This window comes from Caballeronia sp. LZ065 (assembly GCF_031450975.1).
Lineage (GTDB): Bacteria > Pseudomonadota > Gammaproteobacteria > Burkholderiales > Burkholderiaceae > Caballeronia.
On the sequence record NZ_JARUXV010000001.1, the window covers coordinates 2,040,662 to 2,053,722 of the forward strand.

The 13,061-nt window shown below is 64.7% G+C and carries 13 protein-coding genes and 1 pseudogene; 7 read left to right on the plus strand and 7 right to left on the minus strand.

Annotated elements, in window-relative coordinates:
- Nucleotides 1-67 precede the first annotated feature (67 nt).
- Together QCE63_RS09345 and QCE63_RS09350 are read left to right on the plus strand one after the other, a co-directional pair.
- Nucleotides 68-634: a helix-hairpin-helix domain-containing protein gene (locus QCE63_RS09345; RefSeq protein ID WP_309832456.1), complete on the plus strand. Its 567-nt coding sequence runs from the start codon at nt 68-70 to the stop codon at nt 632-634.
- 169 nt (nt 635-803) lie between these two features.
- On the plus strand, nt 804-1,271 hold the full coding sequence (locus QCE63_RS09350) for a YidB family protein (RefSeq protein WP_309832457.1): 468 nt from the start codon (nt 804-806) through the stop codon (nt 1,269-1,271).
- A 34-nt stretch (nt 1,272-1,305) separates the two neighbouring features.
- On the opposite strand, the gene QCE63_RS09355 is transcribed toward QCE63_RS09350, so the two are convergent.
- The 4 genes and pseudogenes from QCE63_RS09355 to QCE63_RS09370 form a co-directional block, all read right to left on the minus strand.
- On the minus strand, nt 1,306-2,664 hold the full coding sequence (locus tag QCE63_RS09355) for a HipA domain-containing protein (RefSeq protein ID WP_309832458.1): 1,359 nt from the start codon (nt 2,662-2,664) through the stop codon (nt 1,306-1,308).
- Nucleotides 2,654-2,958, minus strand: a pseudogene (locus QCE63_RS09360) (helix-turn-helix domain-containing protein). The gene QCE63_RS09355 and the pseudogene QCE63_RS09360 overlap by 11 nt, the downstream one beginning before the upstream one ends.
- A 215-nt stretch (nt 2,959-3,173) precedes the next feature.
- Entirely contained in the window at nt 3,174-5,771 is a 2,598-nt protein-coding gene (clpB, locus tag QCE63_RS09365; RefSeq protein WP_309832459.1) for an ATP-dependent chaperone ClpB, read from the minus strand.
- A 141-nt stretch (nt 5,772-5,912) separates the two neighbouring features.
- A complete protein-coding gene (locus QCE63_RS09370; protein ID WP_309832460.1) occupies nt 5,913-6,419 on the minus strand; it encodes an Rrf2 family transcriptional regulator in 507 nt (168 codons plus the stop codon).
- Nucleotides 6,420-6,757: 338 nt separating this feature from the next.
- Here QCE63_RS09370 and QCE63_RS09375 point away from each other — a divergent pair, with 338 nt between their 5' ends.
- Nucleotides 6,758-7,303: a group III truncated hemoglobin gene (locus tag QCE63_RS09375; protein WP_309832462.1), complete on the plus strand. Its 546-nt coding sequence runs from the start codon at nt 6,758-6,760 to the stop codon at nt 7,301-7,303.
- 15 nt (nt 7,304-7,318) lie between these two features.
- On the opposite strand, the gene moaE is transcribed toward QCE63_RS09375, so the two are convergent.
- Genes moaE through glp form a run of 3 tightly spaced genes read right to left on the minus strand, consistent with a single transcriptional unit; the run spans nt 7,319 to nt 9,316 of the window.
- A complete protein-coding gene (gene moaE / locus QCE63_RS09380) occupies nt 7,319-7,795 on the minus strand; it encodes a molybdopterin synthase catalytic subunit MoaE (protein ID WP_404990094.1) in 477 nt (158 codons plus the stop codon).
- Between the two features lies 1 nt (nt 7,796).
- Nucleotides 7,797-8,054 carry a molybdopterin converting factor subunit 1 gene (gene moaD / locus QCE63_RS09385; protein ID WP_309808528.1) on the minus strand — a complete coding sequence of 86 codons (258 nt, stop codon included), beginning with the start codon at nt 8,052-8,054 and terminating at the stop codon, nt 7,797-7,799.
- A gap of 14 nt (nt 8,055-8,068) precedes the next feature.
- Entirely contained in the window at nt 8,069-9,316 is a 1,248-nt protein-coding gene (gene glp, locus QCE63_RS09390; protein WP_404990119.1) for a gephyrin-like molybdotransferase Glp, read from the minus strand.
- A gap of 283 nt (nt 9,317-9,599) precedes the next feature.
- Between glp and QCE63_RS09395 the strand changes: the two genes are divergently transcribed.
- The 4 genes from QCE63_RS09395 to QCE63_RS09410 all read left to right on the plus strand — a co-directional run bounded on the left by QCE63_RS09395 (nt 9,600) and on the right by QCE63_RS09410 (nt 13,013).
- The gene (locus tag QCE63_RS09395) at nt 9,600-10,145 is read left to right on the plus strand and encodes an NUDIX hydrolase (RefSeq protein ID WP_309832465.1); all 546 of its coding nucleotides are present in this window, start codon (nt 9,600-9,602) and stop codon (nt 10,143-10,145) included.
- 50 nt (nt 10,146-10,195) lie between these two features.
- Nucleotides 10,196-10,927, plus strand: a complete 732-nt coding sequence (gene aat / locus QCE63_RS09400) for a leucyl/phenylalanyl-tRNA--protein transferase (protein ID WP_309832467.1) — start codon at nt 10,196-10,198, stop codon at nt 10,925-10,927.
- A 147-nt stretch (nt 10,928-11,074) separates the two neighbouring features.
- Complete coding sequence (locus tag QCE63_RS09405; RefSeq protein WP_309832468.1) at nt 11,075-11,902, plus strand: arginyltransferase; 828 nt, start codon at nt 11,075-11,077, stop codon at nt 11,900-11,902.
- Between the two features lie 88 nt (nt 11,903-11,990).
- Entirely contained in the window at nt 11,991-13,013 is a 1,023-nt protein-coding gene (locus tag QCE63_RS09410) for a quinone-dependent dihydroorotate dehydrogenase (protein ID WP_309832470.1), read from the plus strand.
- The last annotated feature ends 48 nt before the right edge of the window (nt 13,014-13,061 follow it).

Below are 13,061 nucleotides of genomic sequence, written 5' to 3' on the forward strand. Positions count from 1 at the left end.
GGCATCGTCTTCTACGGCCCGGACCTATCGATTCGTCATTTGTTTCTCTCAAGCCTGGAGTGCCGTCATGCTGAAAAAGCTGCTGATGTTGTGCTTTGCGTTCATGCTGTCGATCGGGGCGGCCTTCGCCGCAGTCGACGTCAATACCGCCGATCAGGCCGCGCTGGAATCGGTGAAGGGACTCGGGCCGGTGAAGTCGAAGGCGATCGTCGACGAACGCACGAAGAACGGCCCCTTCAAGGACGCCGACGATCTCGCGACGCGCGTCAAGGGGCTCGGCACCAAGTCGGTTGCCAATCTTGAGCAGAATGGCCTGACGATCGGCGGATCTTCGCTTCCGCCGTCCGGCAAGCCCGCCAAGCCGATGACCACCCAGGGCGGCAGCGCGGCCCCGAACTCGACGGTGAAGTCCTCGACGGCGGCCACCGCCGCAACCTCACCCGCCACCACCGCGCAGACGCCGGCGGCCGCGCCGGCATCGGGCACGAAGGCAACGAAGAAGTCGAAGAAGGACAGCGCGGCGGCGGCAGCGGCAGCATCCGGCCCGGCGATGGCGGCCAGCGAAGCGAAACCCGCCAAAGCGAAACGCAGCAAGAAAGACAAGGCCGCAAGCGCCGCGGCTGCAAGTCAGTAAGGTTGTGCCGGGAACCTTGGCGAAGGCATGCTGCCTCTGTCCATGAATCCCGGATGATCGTCGTCACGCGGCCCGGACAAACAGGGGCCGCCGTCCGCGCCGCCGCGGCCCCCCCGTTCCTCCGGGCTGCGGCGTCGAATTCCTCCCTCAACCCCTCAGTGAGACCGTCATGAGCCTACTCGATATCCTCGCCTCCTCCCTCGGCAATTCATCGCAACCGAACGGCCAGCCCGGCCAGCCGGGACAGACGGGACAAGCCACGCTGATCGCGGCGGCGCTCGAATTCGTCAACAGCCAGCCGGGCGGCATCATGGGCCTGATCCAGCGCTTTCAGCAGCACGGCGCGGGCGATGTCGTCCAGTCATGGATCGGCACCGGCGAAAATCAGCCGATCAGCCCCGACACGCTCACCAACGTGCTCGGCCACGACAACGTCGGCGCGCTGGCGCAGAAGGCCGGCGTCTCCGGCGACCAGCTCTCGGGCATGCTGGCGGCCGTGCTGCCGCATGTCGTCGATCGCGCGACCCCGAACGGCGAAGTGCCCCCGGAAGGCAAGCTCGATCTGACCGGCGTGCTCGGCTCGCTCGGCGGCCTGGCCGGCCTGTTCGGCAAGAGCGAAGAACCGAAGCAAGGCTGACCGCGCGTCTCTTTCGCGCCGTCCGCGCATGGCTTCAGCGCGCGGACAGCCTGCGCGTCATGTCCGCGATGATCGTATGGCGGATCACGCGCAGGCAGGTCAACTCGCCGCCGAGCGTCGCGGCCAGCCCTGGCCGTTCAGCCAGCAGCGCGGCGTTCTCCCGCTCGACGCGCGCGTAAAGCCCGGCGGCGGCGTCGGTTACCGCGTTCGTCAGCGCGTCCACCAAGCGCTGCGCGGTCTTGCCCGCGATGCCCAGAACTTCGCCCGCCCGCAACAGCAGCGCGCGATCGAAATCCTCGTAGTGACGCGCGCCGAGTATGTCCCAGGCAAACACCGCGCGCTTCGGCCAGTCCGTCTTCTGATAGGACGGCGTGGCATGGGCCGCGACGCTCAGCAAGTCGTAGAACGGCGCAAGCTGGATGCCCTCGGCCGACACAAGGAAGCTCAGGTTCTTCAAATGCGCGTCCGAATTACCGACCAGCACGTTGAACACCAGCCATGAAAACAGGCGGGTCCGAGCCGCTGCCTGATTGCGGCAACGCGCGGCGAGCGTCGCGAGTTGTTCGACACTGCCTTGCTCGTACTTGAAAGTACGCGCGAGATCGAGCAACTGGCACGCGTCGATGCTATGCAGCCGGCGCCACGCACCCGTGCGCGACTCGCGGTCGAAGCGGTCGATCAGATACACGGGCGACGGCACATAGCGCCGGTGGACCTTCGGCACGTCAAGCCGAAGCGTGTCGGCGAGCGTCATCACGAACCATTCGTTGATGACCGAATGGGGATAATCATCGGCATCCTGATGATTCGGTTTCAGGATGTGCGTCGACGGCGTGCTTCCAGCGGGTTCATGCAGCGCGCCATCGCGCAGCATGACGGCCAGCTTGTGCTGCGCACCCGCCAGCGACATGCGCTTGATGGCGCCGTGCGTGAGCGGCACGCGCGGCAAGGCGTCGATGCGGGCCTGAAGCGCTTCGTCCGGCAGCGGGCGCGCCGTTGCCTCGCTCATCTCGCGCGCGCCCGGAGGCATGAGCGTGACCGACCCCGCCGATTCCGCGCCATAGTGCGCGAGCAGGGCGAACGCGTCGGCTTCGTTGCGGATCGAGGCGTCGCGCGCCAGCAGCGTAGGCTGACCTTCCTCCGGCAACAGATTGTCGAAATACCACTGCACCGCGCGGCGCGTGCTGCCGTCGCGCAGCGTCTCGGCCTGCAATGGCAGCGCCGGACTCAACGGATAACTTTCCGCATGGTCGCGCCATGAAGGCAGATAGGTGAATGACCAGATGTCGGCGTCGGCATTCAGCGAGCCGACTTCCGTTTCGTTGATGCTCGCGATCAGGCTGCGGCGGGTTTCGGACGGCGCGTCATCCGGCGCTTCGGCTTCAGGACTCATTGTTGTCCTCGCGCGCGCGCCGCCGTTGTTCACGTCCGTAGCGCTTGATTGCCTCGCCGGCGAACAGTTCGCCGGCTTCGTCGGGGATATCGACTGTCAGGCGCACGCCCAAGCCTTCCAGCACCTGGAACAGCTTGCCCCATTGCACGCTTTCGGCGCCGCTCTCGATCTTGCCAAGAAAGCTCTCGCTCACGCCGATGCTGCCGGCAGCGTCGTCCTGGCGCAGCCGCTGGGCCTTGCGGGCGAGCGCACCGCCACGCCGATGTCGTGTGGATTGCGGATATCGATTTTCATAAAAATCCCTTCGATCGAAGAGATCGATACCTACCATCGCCTGCCCGGCCTCAAAATCTCGTCGATCGACGAGATTTTGAGCCTCCTACCTGACCAAATGCCAAAATCCCTTCGATCGTATGGATTCTCAGCACAAATAAAAAAAGGCAACGAATCGCTCCGTTGCCCTTTTTTCGCTTGGTAGAAACCGTCCCGCAAGACGGCTCTGGCTGTCTTCAATGAACCACGCGGTCGAACACGAACTTGCCTTCGCGCACATCCACCGGAATGACGTCCTTCGGCCCGAAGCGTCCCGCAAGAATCAGCTTCGCGACCGGATTCTCGATCTCCTGCTGGATGGCGCGCTTCAACGGCCGCGCGCCGAACAGCGGGTCGTAGCCCACCTTGCCGATCTGCTCGAGCGCCACAACGGACACTTCCAGCTGCATGTCCAGCTTCGCAAGACGCTCCTGCAAGCGCTGCAACTGAATCTTCGCGATCGATTCGATGTTGCTGCGATCGAGCGCATGGAACACGACGACGTCGTCGATCCGGTTCAGGAATTCCGGCCGGAAGTGCAGCTTCACTTCTTCCCAGACAGCATCCTTCACCCTTTCCTGCGGCTCGCCGACCATGCCCTGGATGACCTGTGAACCGAGGTTCGAGGTCATCACGATCACCGTGTTCTTGAAGTCGACGGTGCGGCCCTGGCCATCGGTCATGCGGCCGTCGTCGAGCACCTGGAGCAGCACGTTGAAGACGTCGGGATGCGCCTTCTCGATTTCATCGAGCAGGATCACACTGTACGGCTTGCGACGCACGGCCTCGGTCAGATAACCGCCTTCCTCGTAGCCCACGTATCCCGGCGGCGCGCCGATCAGCCGCGCGACGCTGTGCTTCTCCATGAACTCGCTCATGTCGATGCGGATCAGATGATCTTCCGAATCGAACAGGAACGACGCGAGCGCCTTGCACAGTTCGGTCTTGCCGACGCCCGTCGGCCCGAGGAACAGGAACGAGCCATACGGCCGGTTCGGATCCGAGAGCCCTGCGCGCGAGCGGCGAATGGCGTCCGCCACCGCGCCGATGGCCTCGTCCTGGCCGATCACGCGTTCATGCAGCTTGGATTCGATCTGCAACAGCTTCTCGCGCTCGCCCTGCATCATGCGCGCCACCGGAATGCCGGTGGAACGCGACACGACTTCCGCGATTTCCTCCGCGCCCACCTGCGTGCGCAGCAGACGCGGCCGGGTCGGATTGTTCTGCTCCTGCGACTCGGCCTGCGTCACCTGCTTGAGCCGCGCCTCGAGTTCCGGCAGCTTGCCGTACTGCAACTCGGCGACCTTCTCCAGCTTGCCTTCGCGCTGCAGACGCGTGATGTCGGCACGCACCTTCTCGATCTCTTCCTTCAGTTGCGCACTGCCCTGCACCGCGGCCTTTTCCGCCGTCCAGATTTCCTCGAGATCGGAATACTCGCGGTTGAGCCGCTCGATCTCTTCCTCGATCAGTTGCAGACGCTTCTGCGACGCTTCGTCCTTCTCCTTCTTCACCGCTTCGCGCTCGATCTTCAGCTGGATGAGACGGCGGTCCAGCTTGTCCATCTCTTCGGGCTTCGAATCGATTTCCATCTTGATGCGGGACGCGGCTTCGTCGATCAGGTCGATGGCCTTGTCCGGCAGGAAGCGGTCGGTGATATAGCGATGCGACAGCTCCGCCGCCGCGACGATGGCTGGGTCGGTGATTTCCACGCCGTGATGCAGTTCGTACTTCTCTTGCAAGCCACGCAGGATGGCGATGGTCGCCTCGACCGACGGTTCGTCGACGAGCACCTTCTGGAAACGGCGCTCCAGCGCCGCGTCCTTCTCGATGTACTTGCGGTATTCGTCGAGCGTGGTGGCGCCGATGCAATGCAGTTCGCCGCGCGACAAGGCCGGCTTCAGCATGTTGCCCGCATCCATCGCGCCTTCGGCCTTGCCGGCGCCGACCATGGTGTGGATTTCGTCGATGAAGACGATGGTCTGCCCTTCGTCCTTCGCGATGTCGTTGAGCACGGACTTGAGGCGCTCCTCGAACTCGCCGCGATACTTCGCGCCGGCGAGCAGCGCCGCCATGTCGAGCGACAGCACGCGCTTGCCCTTGAGCGTCTCCGGCACTTCGCCATTGACGATGCGCTGCGCCAGCCCTTCCACGATGGCCGTCTTGCCGACGCCCGGCTCGCCGATCAGCACCGGATTGTTCTTGGTGCGGCGCTGGAGGATCTGGATGGAGCGGCGGATTTCGTCGTCGCGGCCGATGACCGGATCCAGCTTGCCTGCACGGGCGCGTTCGGTCAGGTCGACGGTGTACTTCTTGAGCGCCTCGCGCTGGCTTTCGGCGTCCTGGCTGTCGACCTGCGCGCCGCCGCGCACCGCGTTGATCGCGGCTTCCAGCGCCCGGCGCGTGAGGCCGTGCTGTTTCGCGATGCGGCCCGCCTCGCCACGGTCGTCCGCGACGGCGATCAGGAACATCTCGCTCGCGATATACGTGTCGTTGAGTTTCTGCGCTTCCTTGTCGGCGGTGTTGAGCAGGCCGGCCAGATCGCGGCTGACCTGTACGTTGCCGTCGGTGCCCTGCACCTGCGGAAGACGGCTGATGGCGTCATTGAGCGCGGTCTGCAGCGCCTGAACCTGCACGCCCGCATGCGACAGCAGCGAGCGCGCGGAGCCGTCCTGCTGCGCGAGCAGAGCCGACAGCAGATGCACCGGCTCGATGTACTGGTTGTCATGCCCAACCGCCAGGCTTTGCGCGTCCGAGAGCGCTTCCTGGAACTTGGTGGTGAGTTTGTCGATTCTCATTGGGTTGAAGCTCCGATTCTGAATACTTCCAAAATGAGGCGCTTCGGGCCGGTTTCAAGCACGAATTCGCTCGCTGGCGGCGTTTTTTTGTTTTTTTCGATCGACGGCAGGCCCGGTCGCAATGAGAGAAGACTGCGGCGTTCAGGTTTCGTTCAGCGAAGAATCGCGGATCGGGATGAACTGCCCCGCCGGCAACGGCGCCAGATTCGGAATATTCAGCAGCCGCGCGAGTTCGCTGGCCGGGCTGGCAAGTTCGCCGATCGTGTGTTTGTCCAGTTCTGCGAGGAACGCGTCGCGCGCGGCGGCGACCACGCCCCGCAGACGGCATTGCGACTGGATCACACAGACCTTTTCTCCTTCATCCGCCGGTCCGAAGCAGCCTACGATCGCAAAATCACTCTCGGTCTTGCGCACGATCTCGCCCACCGTCAACGCGCCCGAATGTTCCGCCAGCCGTAGCCCGCCGTTGCGTCCCCGCACCGTTTCCACCCAGCCCAGTTCGCCCAGTTGCTGGACGATCTTCATCAGATGGTTCTTCGAAACGCCGTAGGCGTCGGAGATTTCCTGGATCGTCGCAAGACCGGCGGGACGAACGGACAGATACAGCAGGACTCGCAATGCATAATCGGTGTAATCGGTCAGTCGCATGGTCGCGCGAAGTGGTGGCGCCCAAGGGGCGCATCAGTAATTCGGGGCCGCGCCTGGCCGGAAGTCCGCACGAGGACAAGGGACGATGCCTTGCAGCATGATTTCGGCCTTAACATCGGCGCGCGGCGCTCAGACACACGTGGTGAGCCTGACGAGAGTGACCGTAAAAGCACGCCAAACCGACGATCTGGCATGCAATTCGGACACTTCCGGCTGCACGAAGCCGCCTGAGAACGAAAGCGCCATTCTGCTTCATCTTGAAATAGTTCGTCACAAAATTCTGTTTATTGAACCAATGGGCGCAACATCGCATGATGGAACCGCGGCCCACACCACCGATGACCCATTCCCCGACTCCCGCCCAAGCCGTCCCGCGCGAACGCGAGCCCAGCGCAGACAATGTGCGCGCCCTCGTGGTGGCGTTTTATCGCCGCGTCGACGACGATCCGCTGCTCGGCCCGATCTTTTCGCGCGCGCTCGAAGGCCGCTGGGACGAGCATCTCGACAAGATGACGAGCTTCTGGTCGAGCCTCGTGCTGGGCACGAAGGACTATCGGGGGAATGTGCAGGAGGCGCATCGGCCGCTGGACGGCATCGAGCCGCGTCACTTCGCGCGCTGGCTGTCGCTGTTTCTGAACACGGTGGAGGCGCGCTACGAACCCGGCGCCGCCGTGCAGTTCATGGAACCGGCGCTGCGCATTGCGCAGAGTCTGCAGTTGAGCAAGTTCGGCTGGGACTATCAGGTTCCTGCCGAGCAGCAGGATCTGCTCGCGGCACTCAAGCGTCGACGCAGCGGCGACCAGCCCGAACCGCGCTTTCCCGAGCGCCCCGGCGCCGAGAGGTTTCCGGCCCGCTTCGTCGGCAAGCCCGTGGACCCGTCCTGAGGCCGCGCGCGCCGCTCAGGTCCGCCAACGTGTGAGCGCGCGGTCGTCGGATTCGCGTGCATCGACCCAGCGCTCGCCTGCTTCGGACTTTTCTTTCTTCCAGAACGGCGCCTGGGTCTTCAGATAGTCCATCACGAACGCGCACGATTCGAACGCGTCCGCCCGATGCATCGCGGTGGTCGCGACCAGCACGATCTGATCGAGCGGCTTCAGCTTCCCGACGCGATGCACGATCAGCACGTCCGAACCCCGCCAGCGCTCGCGCGCCGCTGCCACGATGGCTTCCAGCGACTTCTCGGTCATGCCGGGATAGTGCTCGAGCTCCATGGTTTCGACCACGCTGCCTTCGTTCAGGTCGCGCACCGTGCCGACGAAGCACGCGACCGCGCCCACCTTGGGATTGTCGGCGCGCAGCGCGGCCACTTCGGCGCTGATGTCGAAATCGGCTTCCTGCACGCGGACGCGCGCGGTTGTCATCATGGATGTCGTCATGTCAGCCGCCCGTGACCGGAGGAAAGAACGCCACCTCGCAGCCTTCAGTAATGCGCTGCGACGGATCGGTCATCACGTGGTTGCAGGCCATGCGCAACGCGCGGCCCTCGGCCAGCGTGTCCGCCCACGCGCCGCCGCGCAAACGCAGCCAGGTGCGCACGTCGCCGACATTGACCACGGACTCCGGCACCGTCACCGTTTCGTTCGCGACGCCCAGCGCCTCGCGCACACTTGCAAAAAATCTCAGTTCGACTTTCATGTCCAGCCTGATCCTTACCGCATGAGTTCTGAAAACGGGATGAAGCGCACGCTTTCCCCGGCGCGAATGGCATGGTCCGGCGGGTTGTCGATGAGACCGTCGCCCCAGACGGTCGAGGTCAGCACGGCCGAGCTCTGGTTGGGAAACAGATCGAGCCCGCCTGCTTCGTTCACGCGCGCGCGCAAAAATTCGTTACGGCGATCGCCCTTCTTCTGGCTGAAGTCGGCGCGCATCGCATAGACGCGCGGCGCGACCTCGGTCACGCCCGCGAGCCGCAGCAGAAACGGACGCACGAACAACAGGAAGGTGCAGAAACTCGACACCGGATTGCCCGGCAAGCCGATGAAGAACGCTTCGCCGCCGCGCTCAGCCGCCGCGTCTGCGCGCCGCACCGCGCCGAAGGCGAGCGGCTTGCCGGGCTTCATGGCGATCTGCCACATCGAGATATGCCCTTCAGCCTCGACCGCGGGTTTCACGTGATCCTCCTCGCCGACCGACACGCCGCCGCACGTCAGGATGAGATCGTGCCCGGCGGCCGCGCGTCGCAGCGTCTCGCGCGTCGCATCGAGCCGATCCGCGACGATCCCGAAGTCGGTCACTTCGCAGCCCAGCCGTCCGAGCAGCGCGCGTAGCGTGAAGCGATTCGAGTTGTAGATCGCGCCGGGTTCGAGCCGCTCGCCGGGCATGCGCAGTTCGTCGCCGGTGAAGAAGATCGCGACACGCACCGGCCGCACCACGTCCAGTTGCGCGCAGCCCACCGACGCAGCCAGACCGAGCGCCTGCGGCGTCAGGCGCGTGCCTGTCCGCAGGATGACCGAACCGCGCTCGATATCGGCGCCCTGGCGCGTGATCCATTCGCCCGCCGTCGGCGCCTGCGTGAAGGTGGCGCGGTTGCTGGTTTCGGTCTGCGTCGCCTGCACCATTTCCTGCATCACGACGGCGTCCGCGCCGGGCGGCACCGTCGCGCCGGTAAAGATGCGCGCCGCCGTGCCCGCCGCGAGCGGCTCGGCCGCCTGGCCCGCCGGAATGCGCTGCGACACGTCGAGCGTCACGGGCGCGCCCTCGGCCGCTTCGGCGAGATCGGCGGCGCGGACTGCGTAGCCGTCCATCGAACTGGTGTGCATCGGCGGGACGTCGAGCGGCGAAATCACATCGGCTGCAAGCACGCGATGGGCAGCGTCGAGTGTATCGATGCGTTCCAGGCCGTCCACGCGGCGCGCGGCGTCGAGCAATCGGCCGAGCGCGTCGGCGGTGGCGAGCATCGGAGGACGAGACGAAGCGGCAGGCAGGGATGACATGGAGATCGCTCCGGGCGCACGACGCCCGCGTGATGATCGGGCGGCCGGCGCCCGCATGGATGAATGGATGAGTGGAAGCACTGATTCTGGTCAACTATTGTAACGACAAGCCTGACCACCGGGCAGGCGTGAGCGCGTCTGTCCCATGCCTGCCGGACCGATACGGCATTCGCTGGCAGCCACGACCGACGCCTTGAACGCCCCGGTGCGGTGATACACTCGCACCACACTTTCCACCGCCATTTCCATGAAATTCTGCTCCGTCTGCGGCCACGAAGTCGGCCTCGCCATTCCGCCCGGCGACAACCGCGAGCGTCACGTCTGCGAGCACTGCGGCACGATTCACTATCAGAATCCGCGCAACGTCGTGGGCACGGTGCCGGTGTGGGACGACAAGGTGCTGCTGTGCCGCCGCGCGATCGAACCGCGCTACGGCTACTGGACGCTGCCGGCCGGCTTCATGGAAATGGAAGAGACGACGAGCGAAGGCGCGTCGCGCGAAACGCTGGAGGAAGCGGGTGCGCGCGTCGAGATCCAGAGCCTGTTCTCGCTGCTCAACGTGCCGCACGTGCATCAGGTGCATCTGTTCTATCTCGCGCGCCTGCTCGATCTGGACCTGGACCCCGGCGAAGAAAGCCTGGAAGTGAAACTGTTCGCGGAGAGCGAGATTCCCTGGGACGAGATCGCCTTTCCGACCGTCGGCCAGACGCTGCGTTTCTTCTTCGCCGACCGCGCCGCCGGCAATTTCACGCTGCATACCGGCGACATCTTCCGCACGCTGCGCGACGGCTGATTTTCACTTCATAGCGACCTCGCTCCCGCCCGCCGCTTCCTTTCGAGAACATGGTTCCCTGGCTCGTTGACGACGATCCCTTTCCGCCCGTCGAACGTGCGCTCGGCGCGTCGAGCGGCGCGCCGGGGCTGCTGGCCGCGAGCGCGGACCTGCTGCCTTCGCGGCTGATCGACGCCTATGGACGCGGCATCTTCCCGTGGTATTCGGATGGCCAGCCAGTGCTGTGGTGGAGCCCCGATCCGCGCATGGTGCTGTATCCGGCAGAGTTCAAGGTGTCGGATTCACTGCGCAAGACGCTCAAGCGCGTGCTGCGCGATCCGCTCTGGGAAGTGCGCGTGGACCACGATTTCGCCGCGGTGATGCGCGCATGCGCCGACACCCCCCGCGACGGCCAGCGCGGCACCTGGATCACCAGCGATATCGTGGACGCCTACACGACACTGCACCGCGCGGGCAACGCGCACAGCATCGAAACCTGGCATGACGGCGTGCGCGTGGGCGGGCTTTACGGGGTGTCGTTCGGGCGCATGTTCTTCGGCGAATCGATGTTTGCGCACCGTACCGATGCGTCGAAAATCGCGCTCGCGGCACTCGTCGGACACTTGCGCCGCCACCAGATTGTAATGATAGACTGCCAGCAGAACACGTCGCATCTGGCGTCGCTGGGGGGCCGTGAGATTGCCCGCCGTGCGTTCGTCACGCATCTGAGGCGCGCGGCGGCGGAGCCGGCCATCGGCTGGCGCTTCGACAAAACCGTCTTGCTCGACGTGCTGGCACGCTGAATGCCTCCAGTGTGATGATCCGGTCATACGCCGGGTTTCTCGTTGAGAATTCACCGAAACGCAATCCCGAAACGCCGTCACCGCACGCGCACTCGTTGCGCGCAAGGACTGGCCAAAGACGAGACGACGCCTGCGAGAGCCGCTAACGTGACACATCCGAACGAGCTGCCGCTGTCACCGCTTTCCGCGCTGCAATTTTATGCAACAGCGCCTTACCCGTGCAGTTACCTGGACGGGCGCGTCGCACGTTCGCAAGTCGCCACGCCCAGCCATCTCATCAATTCCGACGTCTACACCGAACTCGTCAAGGCCGGCTTCCGGCGCTCCGGCGTGTTCACCTATCGCCCTTATTGCGATGGCTGCCGCGCCTGCGTGCCGGTGCGCGTGCCGGTCGCGCGCTTCGTGCCGAACCGCGCGCAAAAACGCGTGTGGAAGTTGCACGGCAACCTGATCGCAAGCGTCGCACCGCTGCACTACGACGAGGAACATTACGCGCTCTACATGCGCTATCAATCGGCGCGGCATGCCGGCGGCGGCATGGATCGCGACAGCCGCGACCAGTACGAGCAGTTCCTGTTGCAAAGCCGGATCAACTCGCGCCTGGTCGAGTTCCGCGAGCCCGCGCATCCGGGCCCCCCCGACGAACCCGGCGAGCTGCGCATGATCAGCATGATCGACATCCTGGGCGATGGGCTCTCTTCCGTGTATACGTTCTTCGAGCCGGATCAGCCGAAGACCAGCTACGGCACCTTTAACATCCTGTGGCAGATCGAGCAGGCGCGCAGCCTCGACTTGCCGCACGTCTATCTCGGCTATTGGATCCGCGAGAGCGAGAAGATGGCCTACAAGGCCAATTTCCGCCCGCTCGAAGGCTTGATCGACGGCGCCTGGAGCCTGCTTGACCCGCTCAACACGCACTCCGCCGGCACCCTGCCGATGCCCGGACGCATCCACGTTCCGGGACAGCCCCGCTAGCCGTTGCAGCGTGACGGGAAGAGGCGTCGGAATATGCCGCTAAAATAGCGGCCTCAAACAATACTTCGCCCTCGCCGGCGTTCCTTTCGTGTTCAGTTCCCTTTATCCGCTCGCGCGTTCGCATCTGTTCAAGATGGACGCGGAAGACGCACATCACCTGACGCTGCGCATGCTGGGCGCGGCCGGCCGCACCGGCCTCGCCAGCGTACTCGCCACCCGTGGCGCCGATTCGCCCCGCACCGTCATGGGCATGACGTTCCGCAATCCGGTCGGGCTCGCAGCCGGCCTCGACAAGGACGGCGCCTGCATCGACGGGCTCGCCGCCCTCGGCTTCGGCTTTATCGAAGTGGGCACCGTGACGCCGCGCGCGCAGCCCGGCAATCCGCGTCCGCGCATCTTCCGCCTGCCGGAAGCCGGCGCGCTCATCAACCGGATGGGCTTCAACAATGGCGGCGTCGATCAGTTCGTCGCCAACGTGCAAGCCGCGCGCTATCGCGGCGTGCTGGGTCTCAACATCGGCAAGAACGCCGATACACCCATCGAGCGCGCCGCCGACGACTATCTCTATTGCCTCGAACGCGTGTATCCGTTCGCGAGCTACGTGACCATCAACATCTCCTCGCCGAACACGAAGAACCTGCGCCAGTTGCAAGCTGCAGGCGAACTCGATGCCCTGCTCGGCGCGCTCAAGGACAAGCAGCAGCGCCTGTCCGACCTGCACGGCAAGCTCGTGCCGCTTGCGCTGAAGATCGCGCCCGATCTCGACGACGAACAAATCCAGTCGATCGCGGGCACGTTGCTGGCTCACAAGATCGACGGCGTGATCGCCACCAACACCACGCTGTCGCGCACCGCTGTCACTGGCATGCCGCACGGCGACGAGGCCGGCGGCCTGTCCGGGCGGCCGGTGTTCGACGCATCCAATGAAGTGATCCGCAAGCTGCGCGCGGAAGTCGGCACGGAGGTGCCGATCATCGGCGTAGGCGGAATTTTTTCGGGCGCCGATGCGCGCGCGAAACTCGCCGCGGGCGCGTCGCTCGTGCAGGTCTATACCGGGCTCATTTATCGCGGCCCGGCCCTCGTGAAGGAATGCGTCGAAGCCCTCGCCTGAGGAATATAGAAATGAACAAACGATCTGACACGGCGATTGCATTTTCAC

What these genes read in the sequence shown, in the direction of transcription:
- glp (WP_404990119.1), bottom strand. Translation starts at nt 9,316, where the DNA reads ATGCTCGCCACCGCCGACGCGCTCGGCCGATTGCTCGACGCCGCGCGC.
- QCE63_RS09355 (WP_309832458.1), bottom strand. Translation starts at nt 2,664, where the DNA reads ATGAGTCCTGAAGCCGAAGCGCCGGATGACGCGCCGTCCGAAACCCGC.
- moaE (WP_404990094.1), bottom strand. Translation starts at nt 7,795, where the DNA reads ATGACGACATCCATGATGACAACCGCGCGCGTCCGCGTGCAGGAAGCC.
- aat (WP_309832467.1), top strand. Translation starts at nt 10,196, where the DNA reads ATGGTTCCCTGGCTCGTTGACGACGATCCCTTTCCGCCCGTCGAACGT.
- QCE63_RS09370 (WP_309832460.1), bottom strand. Translation starts at nt 6,419, where the DNA reads ATGCGACTGACCGATTACACCGATTATGCATTGCGAGTCCTGCTGTAT.
- moaD (WP_309808528.1), bottom strand. Translation starts at nt 8,054, where the DNA reads ATGAAAGTCGAACTGAGATTTTTTGCAAGTGTGCGCGAGGCGCTGGGC.
- QCE63_RS09345 (WP_309832456.1), top strand. Translation starts at nt 68, where the DNA reads ATGCTGAAAAAGCTGCTGATGTTGTGCTTTGCGTTCATGCTGTCGATC.
- QCE63_RS09350 (WP_309832457.1), top strand. Translation starts at nt 804, where the DNA reads ATGAGCCTACTCGATATCCTCGCCTCCTCCCTCGGCAATTCATCGCAA.
- clpB (WP_309832459.1), bottom strand. Translation starts at nt 5,771, where the DNA reads ATGAGAATCGACAAACTCACCACCAAGTTCCAGGAAGCGCTCTCGGAC.
- QCE63_RS09395 (WP_309832465.1), top strand. Translation starts at nt 9,600, where the DNA reads ATGAAATTCTGCTCCGTCTGCGGCCACGAAGTCGGCCTCGCCATTCCG.
- QCE63_RS09375 (WP_309832462.1), top strand. Translation starts at nt 6,758, where the DNA reads ATGACCCATTCCCCGACTCCCGCCCAAGCCGTCCCGCGCGAACGCGAG.